General features: G+C 73.0%; 19 protein-coding genes, 1 tRNA gene and 1 pseudogene. 13 read left to right on the top strand and 8 right to left on the bottom strand.

Going from position 1 to position 22,713, the window contains the following annotated elements; translation table 11 throughout:
* The first annotated feature begins 2 nt into the window (after window positions 1–2).
* The 6 genes from ACWDRR_RS34725 (at window position 3) to ACWDRR_RS34700 (ending at window position 6,834) form a co-directional block, all read left to right on the top strand.
* A complete protein-coding gene (locus tag ACWDRR_RS34725; RefSeq protein WP_449776249.1) occupies window positions 3–1,367 on the top strand; it encodes a PP2C family protein-serine/threonine phosphatase in 1,365 nt (454 codons plus the stop codon).
* A 68-nt stretch (window positions 1,368–1,435) separates the two neighbouring features.
* The gene (locus ACWDRR_RS34720; protein WP_449776248.1) at window positions 1,436–2,791 is read left to right on the top strand and encodes a vWA domain-containing protein; all 1,356 of its coding nucleotides are present in this window, start codon (window positions 1,436–1,438) and stop codon (window positions 2,789–2,791) included.
* A gap of 73 nt (window positions 2,792–2,864) precedes the next feature.
* Complete coding sequence (locus ACWDRR_RS34715) at window positions 2,865–4,082, top strand: FHA domain-containing protein (protein WP_449776247.1); 1,218 nt, start codon at window positions 2,865–2,867, stop codon at window positions 4,080–4,082.
* A gap of 180 nt (window positions 4,083–4,262) precedes the next feature.
* Window positions 4,263–5,180, top strand: a complete 918-nt coding sequence (locus tag ACWDRR_RS34710; protein WP_449776246.1) for an ATP-binding cassette domain-containing protein — start codon at window positions 4,263–4,265, stop codon at window positions 5,178–5,180.
* On the top strand, window positions 5,177–6,337 hold the full coding sequence (locus tag ACWDRR_RS34705) for an ABC transporter permease (RefSeq protein ID WP_449776245.1): 1,161 nt from the start codon (window positions 5,177–5,179) through the stop codon (window positions 6,335–6,337). The genes ACWDRR_RS34710 and ACWDRR_RS34705 overlap by 4 nt, the downstream gene beginning before the upstream one ends.
* A gap of 92 nt (window positions 6,338–6,429) precedes the next feature.
* Entirely contained in the window at window positions 6,430–6,834 is a 405-nt protein-coding gene (locus ACWDRR_RS34700; RefSeq protein WP_449776244.1) for a globin, read from the top strand.
* Window positions 6,835–6,895: 61 nt separating this feature from the next.
* Here the strand turns inward: ACWDRR_RS34700 and ACWDRR_RS34695 are convergent, their stop codons facing one another.
* The 5 genes from ACWDRR_RS34695 to ACWDRR_RS34675 form a co-directional block, all read right to left on the bottom strand.
* On the bottom strand, window positions 6,896–7,591 hold the full coding sequence (locus ACWDRR_RS34695; RefSeq protein WP_449776243.1) for a hypothetical protein: 696 nt from the start codon (window positions 7,589–7,591) through the stop codon (window positions 6,896–6,898).
* 55 nt (window positions 7,592–7,646) lie between these two features.
* Entirely contained in the window at window positions 7,647–8,132 is a 486-nt protein-coding gene (locus ACWDRR_RS34690) for an acyl-CoA thioesterase (RefSeq protein WP_449776242.1), read from the bottom strand.
* A gap of 109 nt (window positions 8,133–8,241) precedes the next feature.
* Window positions 8,242–9,906, bottom strand: a complete 1,665-nt coding sequence (ettA, locus tag ACWDRR_RS34685; protein ID WP_449776241.1) for an energy-dependent translational throttle protein EttA — start codon at window positions 9,904–9,906, stop codon at window positions 8,242–8,244.
* A gap of 299 nt (window positions 9,907–10,205) precedes the next feature.
* On the bottom strand, window positions 10,206–11,675 hold the full coding sequence (locus ACWDRR_RS34680; RefSeq protein ID WP_449776240.1) for a Cys-Gln thioester bond-forming surface protein: 1,470 nt from the start codon (window positions 11,673–11,675) through the stop codon (window positions 10,206–10,208).
* A gap of 347 nt (window positions 11,676–12,022) precedes the next feature.
* Window positions 12,023–12,574 (bottom strand): single-stranded DNA-binding protein, encoded by a 552-nt coding sequence (locus tag ACWDRR_RS34675; protein WP_449776239.1) that lies wholly within the window; start codon window positions 12,572–12,574, stop codon window positions 12,023–12,025.
* Between the two features lie 636 nt (window positions 12,575–13,210).
* On the opposite strand from ACWDRR_RS34675, the gene ACWDRR_RS34670 reads away from it, so the two are divergent.
* Window positions 13,211–13,283 (top strand) — tRNA-Arg (locus ACWDRR_RS34670).
* A 347-nt stretch (window positions 13,284–13,630) separates the two neighbouring features.
* On the opposite strand, the pseudogene ACWDRR_RS34665 reads toward ACWDRR_RS34670, so the two are convergent.
* Window positions 13,631–14,236, bottom strand: a pseudogene (locus ACWDRR_RS34665) (TetR/AcrR family transcriptional regulator); the annotation flags it as partial.
* Between the two features lie 132 nt (window positions 14,237–14,368).
* Between ACWDRR_RS34665 and ACWDRR_RS34660 the strand changes: the two are divergent.
* Window positions 14,369–14,917 carry a GNAT family N-acetyltransferase gene (locus ACWDRR_RS34660; RefSeq protein ID WP_449776238.1) on the top strand — a complete coding sequence of 183 codons (549 nt, stop codon included), beginning with the start codon at window positions 14,369–14,371 and terminating at the stop codon, window positions 14,915–14,917.
* A 57-nt stretch (window positions 14,918–14,974) separates the two neighbouring features.
* On the opposite strand, the gene ACWDRR_RS34655 is transcribed toward ACWDRR_RS34660, so the two are convergent.
* Window positions 14,975–16,453, bottom strand: coding sequence for an MFS transporter (locus ACWDRR_RS34655; protein WP_449776237.1), 1,479 nt, complete (start codon window positions 16,451–16,453; stop codon window positions 14,975–14,977).
* A gap of 239 nt (window positions 16,454–16,692) precedes the next feature.
* Between ACWDRR_RS34655 and ACWDRR_RS34650 the strand changes: the two genes are divergently transcribed.
* From ACWDRR_RS34650 to ACWDRR_RS34640, 3 genes are all read left to right on the top strand, one after another.
* Window positions 16,693–17,388: a TetR/AcrR family transcriptional regulator gene (locus ACWDRR_RS34650; protein WP_449776236.1), complete on the top strand. Its 696-nt coding sequence runs from the start codon at window positions 16,693–16,695 to the stop codon at window positions 17,386–17,388.
* 106 nt (window positions 17,389–17,494) lie between these two features.
* Window positions 17,495–18,304 carry an enoyl-CoA hydratase/isomerase family protein gene (locus ACWDRR_RS34645; RefSeq protein ID WP_449776235.1) on the top strand — a complete coding sequence of 270 codons (810 nt, stop codon included), beginning with the start codon at window positions 17,495–17,497 and terminating at the stop codon, window positions 18,302–18,304.
* Between the two features lie 68 nt (window positions 18,305–18,372).
* Window positions 18,373–18,960 (top strand): hypothetical protein, encoded by a 588-nt coding sequence (locus ACWDRR_RS34640; protein WP_449776234.1) that lies wholly within the window; start codon window positions 18,373–18,375, stop codon window positions 18,958–18,960.
* Window positions 18,961–18,985: 25 nt separating this feature from the next.
* On the opposite strand, the gene ACWDRR_RS34635 is transcribed toward ACWDRR_RS34640, so the two are convergent.
* Window positions 18,986–20,209 (bottom strand): acyl-CoA dehydrogenase family protein, encoded by a 1,224-nt coding sequence (locus ACWDRR_RS34635; RefSeq protein WP_449776233.1) that lies wholly within the window; start codon window positions 20,207–20,209, stop codon window positions 18,986–18,988.
* A gap of 269 nt (window positions 20,210–20,478) precedes the next feature.
* Here ACWDRR_RS34635 and ACWDRR_RS34630 point away from each other — a divergent pair, with 269 nt between their 5' ends.
* On the top strand, window positions 20,479–21,111 hold the full coding sequence (locus ACWDRR_RS34630) for a TetR family transcriptional regulator (protein ID WP_449776232.1): 633 nt from the start codon (window positions 20,479–20,481) through the stop codon (window positions 21,109–21,111).
* A 64-nt stretch (window positions 21,112–21,175) separates the two neighbouring features.
* Window positions 21,176–22,675: a cellulase family glycosylhydrolase gene (locus ACWDRR_RS34625; RefSeq protein WP_449776231.1), complete on the top strand. Its 1,500-nt coding sequence runs from the start codon at window positions 21,176–21,178 to the stop codon at window positions 22,673–22,675.
* Window positions 22,676–22,713 lie beyond the last annotated feature (38 nt).

Below are 22,713 nucleotides of genomic sequence, written 5' to 3'. Positions count from 1 at the left end.
CAATGCCGCAGCAGACCGTGTGCCAGAGCTGTTCCGAGCCGCTGGACCAGGAGGACGCCTATTGCGGCTCCTGCGGGGCGAGCCGGAACGGCCGGCCGGCCCCGGGCGCGATGCCCGCGAGCTGGTCCGCCGCGCAGGGCGCCGGCGGAGCGGACCACGCGCCGACCGTCCCGGTGCCGGTGGTGTCCGCCGCCGCGCCCGGGCCCCTGGTGCCCGCCCAGGGCGGACCCGGCTGCGTGCACTGCGGTCTGCCGCAGGTCACCTCCGACGGCTACTGCGAGGCCTGCGGCGGCGCCCAGCCGCGCCCGCGCGACCACATGGAGAAGTCCCTCGGCGGCGTGGCCGGGGTCAGCGACCGGGGCCTGCGCCACCACCGCAACGAAGACTCCTTCACCGTCGCCGCCTCCTCGCTGCCCGGCGGCGAACCGGTCGTGGTGGCCGTGGTCTGTGACGGGGTCTCCTCCTCCGACCGGCCCGACCAGGCCTCCGAGACCGCCGTCGACGCCGCGTCCGAGTCGCTGCTGACCGCGCTGGAGGCCGGCCGCGACCCCGATGCCGCGATGCGCGGGGCGATCGCCGACGCGGCCGCCGCCGTCGCCGCCCTCGCCGAGGACGGCGGCTCGCCCGCCCGGCCCGACCTCAACGCCCCGGCCTGCACCTACGTCAGCGCGATAGCGGCCGGCGGCCGGGTCACCATCGGCTGGGTCGGCGACACCCGGGCGTACTGGATCCCGGACGACCGGGTCGCCGCCGAGCCGTTCCGGCTCACCCAGGACGACTCCTGGGCCGCCCGGATGGTCGAGGCCGGGCTGATGGGCGAGGCCGAGGCGTACGCGGACCCGCGCGCCCACGCCATCACCGGCTGGCTCGGCGCGGACGCGGAGGAGGTCGTCCCGCACACCCTGGACTTCACCCCGCACGTCCCCGGCGTGCTGCTGATCTGCACCGACGGCCTCTGGAACTACGCCGAGGCCGCCACCGAGCTCGCCCACCACGTCCGCCCGGACGCCCGGACCGAGCCGCTCGCCGCCGCCCGGAGCCTGGTGGAGTTCGCGGTCGCGGCCGGCGGGCACGACAACATCACCGTCGCCGTGCTGCCGATCGACCCGCCGGCCGGACTGGCCGGTGCGGGGTGGCCGGAGGCCGAGGACGAGCGCACCGCCACCGCGGTGGACCTGCCGGTGGTCCGGCCGGCCGCCCCGGCAGCCGGCCCCGCCGGCGCCCCGGCGGACGAGGAGGACCACGACCCGACGCTGCCGGACCTGCCGGTGATCGGCTCGCCCGCCGCGCCCCTGCCGCCCGTCCCGCCGGCTCCCCCCGGTCCGCCCGGCGTCCCGCCGCGGCCGCCGCGCCCGCCGCTGGGCTGACGCCCGGCCGCCGCCCACCCCCACCGACCGTTCGCACCATCCGACCACCCGACGGGAGCCACCGGCCCATGGCAACACTGGCTAAGCCGAACCTGCCCAGGTTCGACGTGGACATCTTCCAGAACGCGTTCCTCGCCGACGGCGCCCGCGAGGTGAACGCCATCGTCACCGTCACCGCGACCGGCGGCGGCACCTCCGGCGGCCGCCCGCTCGGCGTGACCGACAGCGGGCCGCTGGACGCGGGAGCGCACTCCGCCGCCGTGGTGATCATGGTGGACTGCTCCGGCTCGATGGACTACCCGGCCAGCAAGATGCGCGGCGCCCGGGAGGCCACCGCCGCCGCCATCGACACCGTCCGCGACGGCGTCGCCTTCGCCGTGGTGGCCGGCACCCACGAGGCCCGGGACGTCTTCCCCGGCGACGGCACCCTCGCGGTCGCCTCGGCGGCCACCCGGGCGCAGGCCAAGGAGGCGCTGCGCCGGCTGAGCGCGGCCGGCGGCACCGCGATGAGCACCTGGCTCGCCAAGGCGGACGCGCTCTTCCTGACCCGCCGCGACATCGCCATCCGGCACGCCATCCTGCTCACCGACGGCAAGAACGAGCACGAGTCGGCGGCCGACCTGGAACGCGTCATCGAGCGGGTCTCCGGCCACTTCACCGCCGACTGCCGCGGCGTGGGCACCGACTGGCGGGTGGACGAGCTGCGCAAGATCTCCTCCGCGCTGCTCGGCACCGTCGACATCGTCGCCGAACCGTCCGGCCTCGCCGAGGACTTCCGCTCCATGATGGAGGGCGCCATGGGCAAGCAGGTCGCCGACGTGGCGCTGCGGATCTGGACGCCCGCCAACGCCGTGGTCACCTTCGTCAAGCAGGTCGCCCCCACCGTGGAGGACCTCACCGGACGCCGCACCGAGGCCGGTCCGCGGGCCGGCGACTACCCGACCGGCTCCTGGGGCGACGAGAGCCGCGACTACCACGTCTGCGTGGAGGTCCCGGCCGCCGCCGTCGGCAACGAGATGCTCGCCGCCCGGATCAGCCTCGTCCTGCCGCCGCAGACCGGGAACACCCCCGAGGTGCTCTCGCAGGGCCTGGTCAAGGCGGTCTGGACGGACGACCTGGCCTCCTCCACCCGGATCAGCCCGCAGGTCGCCCACTACACCGGACAGGCCGAGCTGGCCTCGTCGATCCAGGAGGGCCTGGAGGCGCACCGCGCCGGGGACGTCGACCGCGCCACCGCCAAGCTCGGCGCCGCCGTCCGGATCGCGCACGCGACCGGGAACGAGGGCACGTTCAAGCTGCTGCAGAAGGTGGTGGACGTGGTCGACCCGAAGGAGGGTACGGTTCGGTTCCGTAAGAATGTGAGTGAGGCCGACTCGATGACCCTTGAGACCCGGTCGACCAAAACCGTCCGTGTGAAGAAGTGACCGCTGAAGTACCGGTCGGGCCCCGGCCCGGCCGGACGCTGCCCCAGCTGGCTGGAAATCGAGGGGGGACCTGATGCCGATCTGCCCGAGGGGGCACGAGTCGCAGGCCGAGGACTGGTGCGACTTCTGCGGCTTCCCGATGACACCGCCGCCGCCGATCCCGCCGCCGCCCGGCACGCTCCCGGGCGCGCACGGCGGCCCGGGTGCGCATGGCGGGCACGGCGGGCACGGGCACGCCGGCCACGGCGGCGCGCCGTTCGGCGGGCCGGTGCAGCCTGCCCCGGAGCAGCCGGGCGCCGTCCCGCCGGGCGCACAGGGCTTCCCCGACCTCACCGAGGGTCTGGTGGTCTGCCCGATCTGCCGCAGCCCGCAGACCGGGCGGTTCTGCGAGGAGTGCGGGTACGACTACGACCTCTCCGCGCCCTCGCACCGCCAGCCCCCGCCCGCCCCGGCGGCACCCGCGAGCGGGCCGGCCCCGCTCAACATCCCGGCGGCGTACGGCGGCCAGCAGCCGCCGGTCCAGCAGCAGCCGCACGGCCAGCAGCAGGCACAGCCCGCCTACGGCTACCCGCAGCCCGGGCCGTTCCAGGAGGCTCCGTACCAGGAAGCTCCGTACCAGGAGGCGTCCTACCAGGAGCGCCCGTACCAGGAGCAGCCGCGCGAGGACTCCGGTCCGGTCTACGCCCAGCCCGGTCCGACCGGGCGCGGCGGCGAGTTCGGCACCTCGTTCAACCTGGCCCCGCCGGTCCCCCCGCAGGCCCAGCAGGCCCAGCACGCCCCCCAGGCCCAGCACGCCCAGCAGGCGGAGCACGCTCAGCACGCCCAGCAGGCACAGCAGGCACAGCAGCCGCCGTACCAGCCCGCCCCGCCCGAGCCGGTGCGGACCAACTGGATCGCGGTGGTCTCGGCCGACCGCGACTACTTCACCGACATGATGGCCCGCAGCGGCCCGGAGGCGGCGGGCCTCTTCTTCCCGCCGTACTGCCCCGAGCGGCGCATCCCGCTGACCGGCCGCGGCCAGCTGCGGATCGGCCGGCGCAGCCAGCACCGCGGCACCGTGCCGGAGATCGACCTCTCCGTCCCGCCGGAGGACCCGGGCGCCTCGCACCAGCACGCGCTGCTCGCCGAACAGGCGGACGGCAGCTGGGTGCTGGTCGACCAGGACTCCACCAATGGCACCACGATGAACGGCGGCGCCGAGTCGCTCACCCCGCACACCGCGATCCCGCTGAACGACGGCGACCGGATCCACATCGGGGCGTGGACGACCATCACCCTGCACCGCGCCTGACCCTCGACGCCCGGGGCCGGGTGGGAGTCCGCTCCCGCCCGGCCCCGTCGGCGTCCTGTCCCCCGTACACGCACGGCCCGCACCGGCCCGGAACCGGCCCGGAAGCCCTGGCAAAATGATCTTCAAATCACTTGCGCCCGGTCTCCCCAGTACCCCCGGATACCCCTACGCTCTGGCCACATGAATGCAGCGATATCCGCCGACGGAATCCGTCAGCGGTACGGGGACGTGCAGGCCGTCGACGGTGTTTCCCTCACCGTCGAGGCCGGCGAGTTTTACGGAATCCTGGGCCCGAACGGCGCCGGGAAGACCACCACACTGGAGATTCTGGAGGGAATCCGCAAGCCCGACGAGGGCCGGATCGAGCTGCTGGGGATGGCTCCCTGGCCACGCAATCCGAAATTGCTGCCGCGGATCGGCGTGCAGTTCCAGGCCTCGGCCTTCTTCAACAAACTGACGGCGCGGGAGACGATCCGCACCTTCGGCTCCTTCTACGGCGTCGGCCCCAAGCGGGCCGACGTGATGCTGGAGCGGGTGGGCCTCAGCGAGTCGGCCGGGGTGATGACCGACAAGATGTCCGGCGGGCAGGCCCAGCGCCTCTCGATCGCCTGCGCACTGGTCCACGACCCGGAACTGGTCTTCCTGGACGAGCCCACCACCGGTCTCGACCCGCAGGCCCGCCGCAACCTCTGGGACCTCCTGCGGGACATCAACGCCGAGGGCCGCACGGTCGTGCTGACCACCCACTACCTGGACGAGGCCGAGGTGCTCTGCGACCGCGTCTCGGTGATGGACCACGGGAAGGTCCTGCGCACCGGTGCCCCGGCCGCGCTGGTCCGCGAGATCGACGACACCGTGCGGATCAGCGTGGAGTCCGGGCTGCTGTCCGTCGAGCGGGCGCGCGAACTGCTCGCCGCGACCGGCGCCGAGGTCGCCTCGGTCGAGGACGACGGCGTCTCGCTCGCCGTCTCGACCCGCCTGCCGGGCCCGGTGCTCTCCGTGCTGGCCGAGCAGAACGCGCTGCGCGGACTCGAAGTCCGCGGCGCCACCCTGGAGGACGTCTTCCTCCAGCTCACCGGACGGGAGTACCGCGCATGAGCGCCGAACGCACGCGGGACGTGACCGTTCCGGCCCAGCGCACGACCGGAGGCACCGCCGCGCCCGACGGGCAGCCGGAGCGCGAGCGGGTGAGCGCCTTCGCCAGCCTCTCCCGGGTGATGGTGGTCGCCTTCCTCCGGGACCGCACCGCCGTCTTCTTCGTGATCCTCTTCCCGCTGATGTTCCTGCTGCTGTTCGGCACCCTGCTCAAGGGCGCGTCCAGCCCGCACGCCAAGGTGGTGCAGGTCGGTGCGGTCCAGCTGCTGGACTCGGTGCAGGGCGACGGCCGGGCCGAGCTGGAGAAGGTCCTCACCATCAGCCGCAGCGACGACGAGGCCGCCGCGCTGGAGAAGGTCCGCAAGGGCGACCTGGACGCGATGATCAAGGAGGGCCCGGACGGCAAGGTCGTGCTGCGCTTCAGCGCCGCCGACCAGGTCCGTGCCGGCTCCGTCCAGGGCATCGTCAACTCGGTCGTCCAGCAGGCCAACCAGGCCGCCAGCGGCAGGCCGGCGGCCTTCGTCCTGGACGCGGGCCAGGTCGAGGACAACTCGCTGAAGCCGATCCAGTACCTGACCCCCGGTCTGCTGGGCTGGGCGGTGGCCACCGGCGCGGTGTTCGGGGCCTCGCTGACCCTGGTGTCCTGGCGGCAGAAGAAGGTGCTGCGCCGGCTGCGGCTGGCCCCGGTGAGCGCCGGGTCGATCGTGGCGTCCCGGATCGCCGTCTCGGTGCTGACGGCCCTGGTCCAGACGGCCGTCTTCCTGGTCGTCGCCACCCTGCCGTTCTTCGGGCTGAAGCTCAGCGGCGAGTGGTGGCTGATCATCCCGCTGGTGGTCTGCGCGACGATCGCCTTCATGTCGATCGGCCTGCTGGCCGGGTCGCTGGCCAAGACCGAGGAGGCGGCCAACGGCGTCTCGCAGATCATCGTGCTGCCGATGTCGTTCCTGTCCGGCTCGTTCTTCCCGACCGACGGCATGCCCGGCTGGCTGCGGACCATCTCCGAGGCGCTGCCGCTGAAGCACCTGGTCACCGCGGCCCAGTCGGTGCTCTCCCGGGGCGGCGGCGTGATGGACGTGCTGCCGACCATGGGCGGGCTGCTGCTGTTCGCCGCCGCGCTCACCGCGATCTCCTGGCGGTTCTTCCGCTGGGAAGACGCCTGAGCCGACTCCTGACGGCGGCGGGGTCGTACGCCCGCGGTCCTGGTCCCCAGGTCCCGGTGTACGGCCCCGCCGCCGTCTGCGACCATGGTCGGGTGAAAGAGATCCGGCGTGGCACGCTCAGCGAGGAGACCTTCTTCGAACAGGTCGGCGGCGAGCCGACCTTCCGGCGGCTGGTGCACCGGTTCTACCAGGGCGTCGCGCAGGACGAGTTGCTGCGGCCGATGTACCCCGAGGAGGACCTCGGCCCCGCCGAGGAGCGCCTCACGCTCTTCCTGATGCAGTACTGGGGCGGTCCGCGCACCTACAGCGAGCAGCGCGGGCACCCGCGGCTGCGGATGCGGCACGTGCCGTTCACGGTGAACCGCGCGGCGCACGACGCCTGGCTGAAGCACATGCGGGTGGCGGTGGACGAGCTGGCCCTGCCCGCCGAGGCCGAGCGGCAGCTCTGGGACTACCTCACCTACGCCGCCGCCTCGATGGTCAACACCGAGGGCTGACCACCGCCCGGAGCCACCGGCGCCGGCGGCGCAGGCCGCCGGGCTGCCGGCCGGGCACGGCCTAGCGCATCGGGCTGAGCCCCAGCCCGGCGCCGGGCGCGGCCGCGGTCCGCACGGCCACCGACCCCGCCGGGGCGCTCAGCCGCAGCCAGCCGCCGGCGCGGTGCACGGTCAGCGGCGCACCCGGCTTGAGGAAACCGATCACATAGGCCGCGTGCGCCGCGCGCAGAGGCAGCTCGGGCAGCGCGGTCACCGGCCGGGACCAGATCTCGTCGGCCAGCCCGTCCAGCACCGCACGAGTCCGGTGGTGGACCGGCACCGCCTCGCTGCGCTCACGGAACTCCCGCACCCCGGCCATCAGTTCCGGGTACACCTCGGCCACCGGCGGCTCGCCGACCGGCCGCCAGCCGGAGCGCGGCGGCAACAGCCCGGCCCAGGCCGGGCCGGTGACGGGCGCGGGCAGCGCCACGGTGTTCCGCGCACTGTCCAGGCCGTCCAGCAGCTGCCCCGCGGAGACCGTACGGTCCGCCGGCCCGACCAGCTCGGCCAGCCGCGCGGTGCGGACGGCCAGCGCACCGGAACCGCCCAGCGGCAGCCGGCCGAAGACGGCCAGGACGCCGTCGCCGCCGGCCTGCTTCGCCACCGCCTGCAGGCGCACCGCCGCCGCCCGGTCGAAGCGCAGCAGGCGGACCAGGAAGGCGGCCAGGTCGGCGGCCTCCCCGGCGTCGGCGAGGGCGAGGGAGGCGGTAGCGGTCAACGCGGTTCAGCTCGAATCCGGGTATCGGTGACGGGTGGTGGTCCGGGCCGGGGGCTCAGGCCGCCGCGACAGCCGGCTCCTCGACGCTGCGGTCGCCCCTGCTGCGGTCGCCCGTGCCGTGCTCATCCACGAAGCGGCCCAGGAACTCCCGCTCCACCGGGCTGATCCGGCGCGGGCGGCCCTCGGCCAGGTCGTAGGGGACGACCACGGTGGAGGCCCGGACGTACACCGTCTCGGTGCCGTCCTCGGCGGTGTCCTTGATCTCGTACGAGACGGTCAGCGAGGCACCGCCGATCTTGGTCACCCAGGTCTCGATGGTGACCGGCTCGGGCCGGTGCACCAGCGGACGCTTGTAGTCGATCTCGTGGCGGGCCACCACCGAGCCGCCCGCGAACTCCCCGGCACCGGCCGCGGCGGCCTGGGTGAACATGAAGTCGATCCGGGCCTCCTCCAGGTAGCGCAGGAAGACCACGTTGTTGACGTGCCCGAAGGCGTCCATGTCGGACCAGCGCAGCGGACAGGCGTAGATGTGGCGTGCCACGAGTGTTCTCCTCGACGTCCGGTGACCCGCCGGAAGGCATCGGCGGCGGGCCGCGGCCCGGCAGGCCGCCCCGGAGGGCAGTCTGCCGGGCCGTTGTGACAGCTGGGTGTCAGCCTCGGGTCAGCTTCTTGTAGGTGGCCCGGTGCGGACGGGCGGCGTCGGCGCCCAGCCGGTCGATCTTGTTCTTCTCGTACGACTCGAAGTTGCCCTCGAACCAGAACCACTTGCTCTCGCCCTCGTAGGCGAGGATGTGGGTGGCCACCCGGTCCAGGAACCAGCGGTCGTGGGAGATGACCACGGCGCAGCCGGGGAACTCCAGCAGCGCGTTCTCCAGCGAGGAGAGGGTCTCGACGTCGAGGTCGTTGGTCGGCTCGTCGAGGAGCAGCAGGTTGCCGCCCTGCTTGAGGGTGAGCGCCAGGTTCAGGCGGTTGCGCTCACCACCGGAGAGCACACCGGCCGGCTTCTGCTGGTCCGGGCCCTTGAAGCCGAAGGCCGACACGTAGGCGCGGGACGGCATCTCGACCTGGCCGACGTTGATCCAGTCCAGACCGTCGGAGACGACCTCCCAGAGCGTCTTCTTCGGGTCGATGTTGGCGCGCGACTGGTCGACGTAGCTGATCTTGACCGTCTCGCCGATCTTGACCTTGCCCGAGTCCGGCGTCTCCATGTCCTGCAGCATCTTGAACAGCGTGGTCTTGCCGGCACCGTTGGGGCCGATCACGCCGACGATGCCGTTGCGCGGCAGGGTGAAGCTCAGGTTGTCGATCAGGACCTTCTCGCCGAAGGCCTTGTTGAGGTTCTCCACCTCGACCACGATGCTGCCCAGACGCGGGCCCGGCGGGATCTGGATCTCCTCGAAGTCCAGCTTCCGCATCTTGTCGGCCTCGGCCGCCATCTCCTCGTAGCGGGCGAGACGCGCCTTGGACTTCACCTGCCGGCCCTTGGCGTTGGAGCGGACCCACTCCAGCTCCTCGCGGAGCCGCTTGGCACGCTTCGCGTCCTTCTGGCCCTCGACCTTGAGGCGCGACTGCTTGCTCTCCAGGTAGGTGGAGTAGTTGCCCTCGTAACCGATGGCGCGGCCGCGGTCGAGCTCCAGGATCCAGCCGGCCACGTTGTCCAGGAAGTACCGGTCGTGGGTGACGGCGACGACGGTGCCGGCGTACTTGGCCAGGTGCTGCTCCAGCCAGTTCACCGACTCGGCGTCCAGGTGGTTGGTGGGCTCGTCGAGCAGCAGCAGGTCGGGGGCCTCCAGCAGCAGCTTGCAGAGCGCGACGCGGCGCTTCTCGCCACCGGAGAGCTTGGTGACGGCCCAGTCGCCGGGCGGGCAGCCCAGCGCGTCCATGGCCTGCTCCAGCTGCGCCTCGAGGTCCCAGGCGTTGGCGTGGTCCAGCTCCTCCTGGAGCTTGCCCATCTCGTCCAGCAGGGCGTCCGAGTAGTCGGTGGCCATCAGCTCGGCGATCTCGTTGAAGCGGTCGAGCTTCCCCTTGACCTCCCTGACGCCGTCCTCGACGTTCTCCAGGACCGTCTTGGTCTCGTCGAGCGGCGGCTCCTGGAGCAGCATGCCGACGGTGTAGCCGGGCGAGAGGAAGGCGTCGCCGTTGGAGGGCTGCTCCAGACCGGCCATCATCTTGAGCACGGTGGACTTACCGGCCCCGTTGGGACCGAGGACGCCGATCTTCGCTCCGGGGAGGAAGCTGAGCGTCACGTCGTCAAGGATGACCTTGTCGCCGTGCGCCTTGCGCACCTTGCGCATCGTGTAGATGTATTCCGCCACGTGAGATCGCTCCGGCGTCGTCGGGAGTAATTCGGGTTGCAGCTTTCCATTGTGCCGCACCCGGCCGAGCGCCCGAACCGCCAGCCTTTCCCCGCCGGGGTGTCCGCCCGCACCGCCCACGCGGTCCCGCGGCCACCACCGCGCCGGACGCACCGCGGCCCGGCTCCCCGCAGCGGGTGCGGGAAACCGGGCCGGGTGGTCGGCGCCTGCCGTGCCGTGGCAGGTCAGGCGCCTTTCACTTCAGTACTTCGGTACTTCGGTGTAGCGGTACTTCGGTACTTCTCCGGTGCGGTCGTGCCTCAGGCGGCGCTGCGACCGTGGCGACCGCGGCGGCGCAGGACGAAGACCGCGGCAGCGCCGGCCACGACCAGACCGCCGGCGACGGCGGCGAGCACCGGGGTGGCGTCGTTACCACCGGTGGCGGCCAGGCCGCCCGTGGTGCCCGGGGCCGGGCTGGTGGCGGACGGAACCGGGTGCGCCGTCGAGGAGGACGGGGCGGCGGTCGGCGTACCGCTCGGGGTGCCGCTCGGGGTCGGGGTGGCCGAGGCGCTCTTGCTGGCCGACGGGCTGGCGGTCGGCGTGGTCACGCTGGTCACCTTGCAGTCCAGGATGCCCTTGAACTCCTTGGTGAAGCCGTTCGGGCCGGTGACGGTGATGGCGTAGGCGGCGTCCTCGGCGACCGGGACGACCACGCTCTCGATCTTGCCCGGCTGCACGGTGACCGTCTTGCCCGGCTGCACGGTGACGGTGGCCGCCTCGTCGCCGCCGTTGGCGACGTTGACGCGGACGCCGTTGGAGTCGCACTCGACCTGGGCGTTGCTGTCCACCAGCGGGCCCTTGCCCGCCTTCCACGCGGCCTTGGCCGCGTCCACCACGCTGAGCTTGGTGGAGCCGGCCAGGATCATGGTCTGGCTGTGCTTCTCCGGGGTGTAGCCCTTGCTCAGGAAGACCCGGCCGTTGGGCACGACGGTCTCGGCCGAGGCCGTCACGGTGGCCGTGCCGTCCGGGGTGCCGGCCGGCACGTCCAGGAACAGCGAGGTGTCCTTCGCGACCGGGCCGGTCAGACCGGTGACCGGCTTGCCGTCCTTGTCGACCAGCTTCACCTTGTCCGCGGCGTCGCCGGAGACCGCGAGCTTCACCTCGGAGGCGCTGGAGTTGATGGTGAACGGACCGAGCTTGCCGCCCGACTTGCCCGACACCGAGTCCGGGGTGAGGCTCAGCGAGGGCTTGGGCTCGGCGGCGATGCCCTTGTTGCTGTCGCTGACCAGGTAGTCGCGCAGCTTCTTGGCCTGCGCGTCCACCGGGGTGGCGTTCTTGCCGTCGGAGAACTTCCAGATCGCGGCCTGGGTGCCCGCGGCGGCGTCGTCGGCGGTGAGCTCGCCCTCCTTGATGCCGGCCGCGTCGGCCAGCTTCTTGAGGTCGGTGACCTGCGGGTAGGAGTTCTCCAGGATCCAACGGATCTTGGCGGCGTCCTGAGCCTTCTCCTTGCGGCCGAGTGAGCTCGACTTCCAGTCCGACTCCTGGTACTCGACCCCGCTCTTGATGTTGACCGGGTGGTCGATGTCGATGCAGTACGTACGGAGCTCGCCGTTGGCCGTCTTGAGGGTGAACAGACCGCCCTGAACGGAGTGACCGCCCTCGATGGCGATCTCCTCGCTCTGCATGGTCGGCTGGATCACCGCCGTGACGCCCGCACCCGGCGCGTCGGCCGCAGCCGCCGCACCGGCCGCGAGCAGGCTCCCGCCCAGCGCTACGCTGGTCGTGAGCATGACAGTGGTTATGCGCGGAAGACTCCGCCCCTGCCTCTGGAACATCTGGGATCCCTCCGGGCCGGGCCAGCCGATGGGCAGCCCGCCTTGCATTGCCGCGCGCCCTGTGACGCAGCTGCATGTGTGTGAACCAGACGAATCCTATTGAGCCACGGAGGCGCGCAAACCCCCATGCGAAATCAGGACGATTCCGTATCTGTATCGTTATCAATGCTCCCATCATCCACACAAGCTGACGATCAGCCAGAAACTCGGGATCTTTCGCTTAACCGGTCGGATGATTGCGCGTGCGGGCACAACAACCGTCTCGATCAACATATTTGTCGACAGTTCGGATCAGCTGACGGTCAGCCCGAGGACACCTCCACATCACCCCCACTTCCCCCGTCGTCCACCCGCACACCCGATGCGGCGACCGCCAACACGGGTGCCACCGGGGGCCCCGCCGAGGCCTTCCGCGCCTGCAGTGCGTCCGCGATCCAGCCCGGCACCGCCTCGCCCACGGGCACTTCGCGACCGCCCGGCGGCTCGCCCCGCGACCCCGCGCCCCACGTGAAGACGGCGGTGCCACGGCTGAGATCGTGCCCGACCGATCGGGCGTCGATCTCGACTCTGCTGCGCCGCGCCTCCCCCTCCGTCCACTCCCGCACCCGCAGCCGGCCACTCACCACCACGGGATCCCCCTTCGACAGCGAGCCGATCAGATGACCCGCCAGCGCCCGCCAGGCCGTCACCGTCACCCACTGCGTCTCGCCGTCCACCCAGCCCTCCCGCAGCCGGTCGTAGCGGCGCTCCGTCGACGCCAGCCGGAAGTTGGCCACCGCCACCCCGTCGGCCGTCCGGGTGCAGCTCACCTCGGTCGCGACATTGCCGATCACCGTCACCTGGGTCTCGTTCACAGAACACGCTCCGTTCTCTCCGATGCACCGTACGGAATCGACCGGTGCGAGTTGAGAGTGCGCTTCCCGGGAAATCCGCGCCAGAGAGATCGGAAATCCTGTGGACAACTCGGCCCTGTGGAAAACCGATGTCACTCACAGGGGTGAATTTCGGCCCTTCCGGTCCTACTTTCGGCCTCACCTCTGCGCGGCCATGACAACAAACGGGCCGCTTCCCGCCGCACCGCCGCACCCCCAGGGGTGGCCTGCCCGGCCGTCCGCCCACGTCATCCGACCGAACGAACCCGAATACGGCCCCCCACCCGCGCCGACCGGGGTACTTTCTCCGTGCCGAATCCATAACGGGTGGGGCGGCAGCCCCGTAACGACTGCACAACGTCCGGCGCCGAAGAGCGTCAGACCGCTGCACGCACGGCCTTCACCTGCGATTATCGGACCGCTCCACCGAAGCCGACACACCCGCGACGGTGTTGTTACACCCGGCCGAGGATCTGGACACCCTTATCCTGTCCCCGACAGGGCAAGGCCCCGCCAACCCCCACCCCACCCTCAGGCACGGGGCCGGACAGCGGGCGCCCCACGCGCTCGTCGCCCGATCCCGGCAACGGTCACGCCCATCCGGGCGCCGTCCGTCCCGCCCCCATAGCTCAGCGGATAGAGCACCCGCCTTCTAAGCGGTAGGTCGCAGGTTCGAATCCTGCTGGGGGCACTCTGCCCGAATTGCCGCAGGCCACAACGCCGGCGAGGGCTATGCCCGGCCGGCCCGCCGGGAAATTCCGGGCACCGAACGCGCATAACCCGTGACAATGCGTGTCATGGCAGCGCCGGAAACGGCCCCGCGGGAAACCCCGGTACGAACCGGCCGTACGGTCCGGACGGAAACAACGGTCCGAACGGAAACAACGGGCGAAATCAGACAATGCCCCCGGACTCGGTACTCCGCTCGACAGTCCGCCCGGTAGTCCGCTCTGCACTCCGCTCGGTCGTTCGCTCGGCGCCCCGCGCACCTTCGGCCGCCCCCGCCCCCGCCCCGACAACCGCCGGGCCCGCCGGCCCGGCCAGTCCCGCCAAATAGGCGTCCAGCAGCGCCGTCTGCCGCTCGGGCGGGAACTCCGCCGGCGCGAACAGCGCCTGCACCACCAGCCCCAGCGCGAAGGCCTGCGCCCCCGCCGCGAGCTGCTCGGCGGCCACCCCGTCCGGCAGTTCGCCGAGCCGCTGCGCCGCCGCCACCGACTCGGTCAGCAGCTCCCGCGCCCGCCCGTAGCGGGCCGCGTGCGCGGCGGCCAGCTCGGGGTCGGCCAGTGCCACGTCCCAGGAGCCGACCCAGATCCGGTTGCCGGCGACGGCGGCGGCGTCCAGCGGGAGGATGTCGAGCAGCGCCGCCCGCAGCCGGGGCAGCCCGGCGGCCGGCGGCGGGCTGCCGTCGCCCGGCGCGATCCGGCGCGGGCGCTCCTGGGAGCGCCCGTCCAGCACGTCGAGGGCGTGCGCCACGAGCGCCCGCTTGTTGGGGAAGTAGTGCGTCAACAGCCCGGTGGAGGCGTCCATTTCGGCGGCCACCGCGCGCAGCGTCAACCCCTCGAAGCCCCGCGAGGACAGCACCCGCCAGACCGCCTCGGATACGTCCCGGCGGCGGGCTTCATGGTCTCCCCGGGCTGGTGTCATAGGCGCTATGGTACCTACCAAACGTTTGTTATGTATGTCGGAACGGTCGGACGGCCCCCGGGCCCACCGCCCGACCGGCCACCCGCCTCCCCACCGTCCCGCTCACCGCCCCCACCCTCGAAAGGCCCGCCGATGTTCGCCGTCCCGCTCACCGACCATGCCGAACTGCGCCCCCTGGAGCCGTGGCAGGCAGCCGAGTTCCTGGCCAATATCGACCGCGCCCGCGACCACATGAACCCGTGGATCGGCTGGGCCGGCCGCTCCACCGACCTGGAGTCGGCCCGCGCCACCCTGCAGGGCTACGCCGACCGGCAGGCCGCCGACGCGGGCCGGCTCTACGGGATCTGGCTGGACGGCACGCTGGTCGGCGGCACGATGTTCGTGACCTTCAGCGCCACCACCGGCGTCGCCGAGATCGGCGTCTGGACCGAGCCCGCCGGCGAGGGCCGGGGCCTGGTCGCCGCCGCCGTCCGGCACCTGATCGACTACGCGTTCACCACGCGCGGCCTGCACCGGATCGAGTGGCACACCACCCCGGCGAACATCCGCAGCCGCAACCTCGCCCAGCGGCTGGGCATGCGACTCGACGGCACGCTGCGGGAGTCGTACCTGGTCAACGGCGTCTACCAGGACTCGGAGATCTGGTCGATGCTGGCCCACGAGTGGAAGCCCACCCCGTGACACCGAGCGGGGCCCGGCGGACGGGCGTCCGCCGGGCCCCGCTCCGTCCGCCCCCGCTCAGGCGGCCAGCGCCTGCTGCTCCGGCTGCGGCCCGGCCGCCGGCACGGTGGGCCGCAGCTGCAGCGCGAGCACCATGACCAGCGCCATCACCCCGGCCGCCGAGAAGAACACCACGTCGACCGCGTCGATGAAGCTGTGCACCGCGTGCTCCCGGGCGGCGCCGGTCAGTCGGCCCACCGCACCGAGCGGGGTGCCGGGCTCGCCGCTGTCGAAGACCCGGGCCAGCACGGTGCCGAAGAACGCGGCGCCCAGCGCGCTGCCGAGCGTCTGGAAGAACCGGATGCCGGTGGTGGCCACGCCCAACTGGTGGACCGGAGCGGCCTCCTGGACGACCCCGATGAGGTGGCCGATCAGCTGGCCGAGGCCGATGCCGAGCAGGACGAGTTCGGCCCGCACCAGCCAGAGCGAGGTGTCCGGGCCGTTCAGCCCGAGCAGCAGCAGGGCGGCCGTGGCGCAGGCCGCACCGGAGACCAGCACGGCCCGGACGGACCAGCCCCGCGCGGCGAGCCGGTTGACCGCGAGGCCGACCGCCGTCATGCCGAGCGCCATCGGGATCAGGTAGAGGCTGGCGGAGGTCGCCTCGACACCGCGGGCCACCTGCAGGTACAGCATCACGTACATGATCGCGCCCATCAGGCCCATCCCGACCAGACCCTGCACCGCGAACCCGATCCGGATCTCCGGAACGCGGAAGAGCGAGAGCGGCAGCACCGGCTCGGCGGCGGTGGCCTGGCGCCACAGGAAGAGGCCGAGGGCGAGGGCGGTGCCGGCGGCCAGGCCGAGGAGCTCCGGAGAGGTCCAGGCATAGGTCTTGCCGCCCCACTCGGTCACCAGCAGCAGTCCGGTGGCGAACGCGGCCGCCAGGGCGGCGCCGAGGAAGTCCAGGCCGCGCCGGCCGGCCGAGCGCGGGAGCTTGAGCACGAGCGCGGAGCCGACCAGGACGAGCAGACCGAGCGGCAGGTTGACGTAGAAGATCCAGCGCCAGTCGAGGTGGTCCGCCAGGAGGGCGCCGATCAGCGGGCCGACGGCCATGCCGGCGCCGCCGACGATGCCGCCCATGCCGCCGCCCCCGCCGCTCTTGTCCTCGTCCGGGTCCTTGAGCTGCGCCATCACCACCATCGTCACGCTCATCAGCCCGCCGCCGCCGATGCCCTGGACGGCCCGGAAGGCGATCAGCTGGGTCATCGACTGCGCCGCCCCGCAGAGCGCCGAGCCGAGCAGGAAGACGCCGACCGCGCCGAGCAGCGCCCGCTTGGCGCCGTACACGTCGCAGAGCTTGCCGTAGAGCGGCAGCAGCGCCGTCGCCGCCAGCGCGAAGGCGCTGACCAGCCAGGGCAGTTGGTCGACGCCGTGGACCGGGTCGAGGTCCCGGACGATCGGCACGGTGGCGGCCGACACGATGTTCATGTCGAGCACCGCCAGGATGATCGTGATCAGGCAGAAGAGCATGCCCAGCTTGCGCTGGGGCTCCGTCATCAGAGCTGCTGCCGGTGCGGTGGCGGCCATCGGAAGTCCCCCCAGGGATCGTGGAGTTCGGGCGTTCGGAGGCGGACCGGCCGGCACCGGACGGGTGCGGCCCGGCGGCCCGCCCTCACCCTGGCAGACATTTTTTACTCGGTCAATTCTTCGGTGGGGTAAACTCTTCGCCCTGGTCCATCATTAATCCCGGTCAATCATTCATCCCGATCAATCTTTGATCCTGGTACAGTTCCGCCATGGCGAAGCGCACCGCAACCACCGATCCCGAAGCAACCGAACCGGCAGAAGCGGCCCTGGGCCTGCGCGAGCGCAAGAAGCGCCAGACCGCCGTCCGGATCTGGCGCAGCGCGATCGCCCTCTTCGCCGAGCGGAGCTTCGACGAGGTCTCGGTCGCCGAGATCGCCGCCGCGGCCGAGGTCTCGAAGATGACCGTCTTCAACTACTTCCCGTCCAAGGAAGACCTGGTCATGGGCCCGATGGAGCGGCACACCGGCGAAGCCGCCGAGGTGATCCGCGATCGCGCCCCCGGCGTCTCGGCAGTGGCCGCGGTGCGCGACCACTTCCTGGCCGCCCTGGAGCGGTTCGACCCGGCCACCGGCCTGAGCGACGACCGGTTCGTCCTCGACGTGGTCCGGCTGATCCACCGGACGCCCGCGCTGGCGCTGCGCGCCACCACCGCGTGGAGCCGTGCGGCCAACGAACTGCTCGCCACCGAGCTCCTCGCCCAGGACCCCGCCGGCGACCGGCTCGCCGCCCGGGTCGCCGCCGCCCAGCTGATGAGCGCCCGACTGGCCCTGACCGACGAGAACCACCGCCGGATGCTGGCCGGCGAACGGGCCGCCGAGGTGCTCCCGGAGGCCGTCGAGCAGGCCCGCCGCGCCTTCGCCCTGGTCGAGCACGGCCTCGGCGACTACGGCACCCGGTCCGCCTGAGCGCCTGAACACCCGCGGGCCCACGCCCGCAGGCCCGCACGCCCCGGCCGCCCGGGCCCGCGCCGCGCCTGAGAGAGTGTCCGCACCACGATCTCCGGAGGTGCGCATGGACCAGCCGCTGCTCACGCGGGACCGCTCCCCGCTGCCCACCCATGTCGACGGCCTCAACGCCTACACCGGCGAGGACGGCGTCGCGGTGCTGGAGTTCGCCCGGCCGCACCGGCGCAACGCCGTCACCCTGGCGATCTGGCAGGCCCTGCCGAAGGTCCTGCTCCGGCTCGCCGAGCAGCCCGGCCTGCGGGCCCTGCTGGTCACCGGCGCCGGCGGCACCTTCAGCGCCGGGGCGGACATCGCCGAGCTGTCCGAGATCTACGCCGACCCGGACCGCGCCGACGACTACCACGCCGTCAATGTCGCCGCCGAGGAGGCGCTGGCGGCCTTCCCGCACCCGACCGTCGCGGTGGTGCACGGCGCCTGCGTCGGCGGGGGCTGCCAGCTGGCCGTCGCCTGCGACCTGCGGTTCGTCGCCGAGGACGCCCGGCTGGGCATCACCCCGGCCAAGCTCGGCGTGGTCTACCCGGCGGTGCCGACCCTGCGGCTGGCCCGGCTGGTGGGCCCGTCCCGTGCCAAGTACCTGCTCTTCTCCGGCGAGTTGGTGACCGGCCGGGAGGGCGCCGCGACCGGCCTCGCCGACCGGGTCCTGCCGGGCGCCGAACTGGACGCCGCGGCGCTGGAGTTCGCCCGGCTGCTGACCACGCGCTCGCCGCAGACCATCGGCGCCGTCAAGGCCGCGCTGGCCGTCCCGCCGGAGCGCGCCGCCGAGGCGCTGCGCCCCTGGGAGCGCCGCTCCCGCGAGGCTCCGGACGTCCGTGAGGGCCTCGCCGCCTTCCTGGAGGGCCGCCCGCCCCGTTTCTGACCCTCGCACAGGGCCATTACGATCATCCGATCGAAGGTCCAGCCGAGCCGCCAGGAGCACCACCCGCGATGACCACCCCGACGAGCAGCACGATCTGGGCCCGCCGGGTCACCGACGGCGTCGAGCCGAAGAACGTGATCATCGCGATGCTGCCGCTGCTCGGCGTCCTGCGCTACGGCTGGGAGGGCCTCGGCTGGGCGGTGTTCGCGGCGGTGTTCGCCGCCGTCGTGCCGACCCTGTTCATCCGGCGCGGCATCCGCAGGGGCACCGTGGAGGACCGCCACGTCGGCCACCGGCAGCGGCGGCTGACGGTGATCCCGTTCATCATGGGGTCGGTGCTGACCTGCTTCGCGGTGATGCTCGGGCTGGACGCGCCGGCCGACCTGACCGCCGTGGTGCTGGCGATGTTCGCCTCGCTCGTCCCGATCCTGGTGATCACCGTCTGGTGGAAGGTCTCGATCCACACCGCGGTGGCGAGCGGCGCGGTGGTCTGCCTGGCCGTCGCGCTCGGCCCGTGGTGGCTGCTGCTCGGCCCGCCGGTCGCACTGATCGGCTGGTCCCGAGTGGTGCTGCGGGACCACACCACCGCGCAGACCGTGGTCGGCGCGGTGGTGGGCGCCCTCACCGCCGGGCTCACCTTCTGGGCGGCGCGCTGACCTCCTGCGGCGCCGCCCCGCGCACTCAGCGGATCGGCATCCCGGAGACCGCGCGGGCGATCACCAGACGCTGGATCTCGCTGGTGCCCTCGAAGATCGAGTAGATCGCGCTGTCCCGGTGCATCCGCTCCACCGGGTACTCGCGGGTGAAGCCGTTGCCGCCGAGGATCTGCATCGCCTGCGCGGTGACCCACTTGGCGGTCTCGCCCGCGTAGAGCTTGGACATCGAGCCCTCGGCCGCGGTGAACGGCTGGTTGTTGGCCGCCATCCAGGAGGCCCGCCAGACCAGCAGCCGGGCGGCGTCGATCCGCGTCCTCATGTCCGCCAGCTGGAAGGCCACGCCCTGGTTGTCGATGATCGGGCGGCCGAACTGCACCCGGGTCTTCGCGTAGTCCAGCGCCACCTCGTAGGCGGCCCGGGCGATGCCGATCGCCTGGGCCCCGACGGCCGGCCGGGAGGCCTCGAAGGTGGCCATCGCCGCGTTGCCCCGGCCGCCGGCGCGCTTGGCCCCCTCGCGGGCCCGGGCCAGCCGCTCGTCCAGCTTCTCCTTGCCGCCGAGCAGGCAGTGACCGGGCAGCCGGACGCCGTCCAGGACCACCTCGGCGGTGTGCGAGGCGCGGATGCCGTGCTTCTTGAACTTCTGGCCCTGGCTCAGCCCGGGCGTGCCCGGCGGCACCACGAAGGAGGCCTGCCCGCGCGCGCCGAGCGCCGGGTCGACGGTGGCGACGACCACGTGGACGGCGGCGATCCCGCCGTTGGTCGCCCAGGTCTTGGTGCCGTTCAGCACCCACTCGTCCTTGGCCTCGTCGTAGACGGCCTTGGTGCGCAGGGCGGAGACGTCCGAGCCGGCGTCCGGCTCGGAGGAGCAGAACGCGGCCACCTTGACGTCGTCCGGGGTGCCGAACATCTGCGGCGCCCAGGTGCCGATCTGCTCGTCGGTGCCGTTGGCGAGCACCGCGACGGCGGCCAGCGTGGTGCCGACGATGGAGAGGCCGATGCCCGCGTCGCCCCAGAACAGCTCCTCCATGGCGATCGGGATGCCCACGCCGGAGGGGTCGAAGTACTGCTGGGCGTAGAAGTCCAGGGAGTAGATCCCGATCTTGGCGGCCTCCTGGATGACCGGCCAGGGGGTCTCCTCCCGCTCGTCCCACTCGGCCGCGGCGGGGCGCATCACCTCGGCGGCGAAGCCGTGCAGCCAGTCGCGTACGGCGAGCTGGTCCGCGCCCGGGTCCAGCGAGAACGTGCTCATGATGCCTCCGGTCGAAGGGGCCCCTCGCCACCGGGCCGGCGGCGGGTACAAGGGCGGGCAGTGTCGGACAGGTGTTACCGGGGGTAACATCGCGGGGAGTCTGCTACTCATAGGTAGGAATGTCAACGCCCCCGCCGGCGGCTCCGCAGCCCGCCTGCCCCGCGCCCCGCCCCGCACACCGCCCCACCCGCACGGCCCCGCCCCCGCACAAGCGCCCCGCACCACTCCCCCAGCCGCGACCGCGCCGGCCAGACCCGCCAGGAGCCCCCATGCCGCCCGCCGACGAACCCCGCCGGGAGCAGCTGCTCAACGCCGCCGACCGGGTCGTCCAGCGGGAGGGCCCGGGCGCCAGCATGAACGCCATCGCCGCCGAGGCCGGCATCACCAAGCCGATCCTCTACCGCCACTTCGGTGACCGGAACGGCCTGATCAGAGCACTGACCGAGCGCCACACCAGCGGTCTGCTGGCCGCCGTGCGGGCCGCGCTGAGCGAGCCGCTGGAGCGCCGCGACCGGGTCGAGCACGTCCTGGACACCTACCTCGCCGGGATCGAGGCCCGCCCGCAGGTCTACCGGCTGCTCACCCACCCCGAGCCCGGCGACCCGTCCGGCATCGGCAACGCGCTCGCCCCGGCGCTGCGGCAGATCGCCGAGGAGATCACCCGGGCCGTCCAGAGCCAGGTCGACCTCGGGGCCGACCGCGAACTCCTCGCCGAGGCCTGGGGCCGGGGCATCACCGGCATGGTGCTGGCGGCCGGGGACTGGTGGCTGGAGTCCAGACCCTGCTCGCGCACCCGGATGGTGCAGGCACTGGCCGATCTGCTCTGGGGGCGCCTCGCGGCCGCCGCCGACCTGCCGACCGCCGCCCTGCCCGCTCCGGCGGCCGAGGCACCGCCGTCCTGAACCCTTGTGCTGTGCACGGCAATCCGGGCATCATCGGGCCCCGCCCACGCTCCGCGAGGTCCCGATGCGCCCGTGCCGCACCGCCGTTGCCCTCCTGCTCGCCGCCACCGCCGCCCTGGCCGTCCCACTGTCCGCGACCCCGGCCCAGGCCCGGGACAGCGCCCGGGGCAGCGCCCAGGGCCAGGCCCACGACCGGCCGGCCCGGGCCGGGTTCCCCACCGCCACCGCCACCGCGCCGGACGGCACCACCGACCTCACCGACGCCACCGGCCGCCGCCTGCGGCTGCGCGGCTTCAACCTCGACAAGTACGCCGAGGCCACCGAGCAGGACGTCGCGGCGCTGGCCGCCCAGGGCTTCACCCTGATCCGGGTGGCCGTCTCCTGGACCAGGCTGGAGCCCACCCGCGGGCACCTCGACCCGGCCGAACTGCGCCGTCTGCACCGGGTGCTCGACTGGGCCGACCGCTACGGCGTCCTGGCCCTGGTCGACTTCCACCAGGACGTCTACGGGCCGAAGTACGGCGGCGGCGACCGCGGCATCCCGCTCTGGGCCACCCGCGACGACGGCCTGCCGTTCACCCCGGACCCGGACGACTGGTTCGCCGGCTACTTCCAGCCCGCCGTCCAGGCGGCCTTCCGCCACCTCTACGACGACCCGGACCTGCGTGCCTGGCAGGCCGACTTCTACACCCGGCTGGCCCGCGAACTGCGCGGCCACCGCTCCCTGCTGGGCTACGACCTGTTCAACGAGCCGTTCGGCCCGGTGGACGGCGACCCGACCGATCCGGCCGTGCTCGCCGCCGCCTCCGCCGCCCTCGAACAGGGCCGGCTCGCCGACATGTACCGCCGGCTGATCCGGGCCGTGCGCCACGTGGACTCCCGCGCCTGGCTGTTCGTCGAGCCGACGGTACTGGTGGGCCAGGGCGTGCCCACCCGGCTGCCCGGCTTCGCCGACCCGCGCCCCGGCGCGCCCCGGCTCGGCTACGCGCCGCACTTCTACGACACCGCCGTGGAGTCCGGCGCCGACTGGGACCCGTCCGGCGGCTTCGTCGAGAACTACACCGCCGCGATCACCGCCTACCCCGCCGCCCACCACCTGCCCGTCCTGGTCGGCGAGTGGGGCCCGCCGAACGCGCGGACCCCGGGCAACACCCAGCTGGTCCGCCGCCAGGTCGCGGCCATGGACGGCTTCGCCGCCGGCTGGGCCATGTGGTACTGGTGCCGGGGCAACGGCGGCTACTGCGCGCTCGACCCGGCCGGCCGGCCCGCCCCCGGCGACGAGCCGGCCTTCGGCCCGTACCCGGTGGCGGTCGCCGGGACGGCCGTGCGCACCGGCGCGACGGCGGTCGGCCACCTCGTCGGCTGGACCGCCGACGGCAGCGGCCGGACCACCGAACTCGTCCTGCCGGCCGCGGCCTTCCCCGCCGGTGTGCGGATCTCCGTCACCCCGGCGGCCCGGGTCGAACTCGACCAGCCGGCCGGCGGGCAGGCCGGCACCGCGCGGATCCGCCTGCCGCACACCCGCCCGGGCACCCCGGTCACGGTGACCCTCGCACCCCGCTGAGGCCCGGCGGCCCGCCCCTGCGGCGGGCCACCGGCCGG

This window comes from Kitasatospora sp. NPDC003701, assembly GCF_053587085.1.
The sequence above is the reverse complement of the archived record's forward strand: the minus strand, read 5'-3'. Positions and strand labels throughout refer to the sequence as shown.

Excerpts from the sequence above, each read along its gene's own strand:
- ACWDRR_RS34725 (WP_449776249.1), top strand. The coding sequence starts at position 3 with ATGCCGCAGCAGACCGTGTGCCAGAGCTGTTCCGAGCCGCTGGACCAG.
- ACWDRR_RS34720 (WP_449776248.1), top strand. The coding sequence starts at position 1,436 with ATGGCAACACTGGCTAAGCCGAACCTGCCCAGGTTCGACGTGGACATC.
- ACWDRR_RS34715 (WP_449776247.1), top strand. The coding sequence starts at position 2,865 with ATGCCGATCTGCCCGAGGGGGCACGAGTCGCAGGCCGAGGACTGGTGC.
- ACWDRR_RS34710 (WP_449776246.1), top strand. The coding sequence starts at position 4,263 with ATGAATGCAGCGATATCCGCCGACGGAATCCGTCAGCGGTACGGGGAC.
- ACWDRR_RS34705 (WP_449776245.1), top strand. The coding sequence starts at position 5,177 with ATGAGCGCCGAACGCACGCGGGACGTGACCGTTCCGGCCCAGCGCACG.
- ACWDRR_RS34680 (WP_449776240.1), bottom strand. The coding sequence starts at position 11,675 with ATGCTCACGACCAGCGTAGCGCTGGGCGGGAGCCTGCTCGCGGCCGGT.
- ACWDRR_RS34660 (WP_449776238.1), top strand. The coding sequence starts at position 14,369 with ATGTTCGCCGTCCCGCTCACCGACCATGCCGAACTGCGCCCCCTGGAG.
- ACWDRR_RS34655 (WP_449776237.1), bottom strand. The coding sequence starts at position 16,453 with ATGACGGAGCCCCAGCGCAAGCTGGGCATGCTCTTCTGCCTGATCACG.
- ACWDRR_RS34650 (WP_449776236.1), top strand. The coding sequence starts at position 16,693 with ATGGCGAAGCGCACCGCAACCACCGATCCCGAAGCAACCGAACCGGCA.
- ACWDRR_RS34645 (WP_449776235.1), top strand. The coding sequence starts at position 17,495 with ATGGACCAGCCGCTGCTCACGCGGGACCGCTCCCCGCTGCCCACCCAT.
- ACWDRR_RS34640 (WP_449776234.1), top strand. The coding sequence starts at position 18,373 with ATGACCACCCCGACGAGCAGCACGATCTGGGCCCGCCGGGTCACCGAC.
- ACWDRR_RS34635 (WP_449776233.1), bottom strand. The coding sequence starts at position 20,209 with ATGAGCACGTTCTCGCTGGACCCGGGCGCGGACCAGCTCGCCGTACGC.
- ACWDRR_RS34630 (WP_449776232.1), top strand. The coding sequence starts at position 20,479 with ATGCCGCCCGCCGACGAACCCCGCCGGGAGCAGCTGCTCAACGCCGCC.
- ACWDRR_RS34625 (WP_449776231.1), top strand. The coding sequence starts at position 21,176 with ATGCGCCCGTGCCGCACCGCCGTTGCCCTCCTGCTCGCCGCCACCGCC.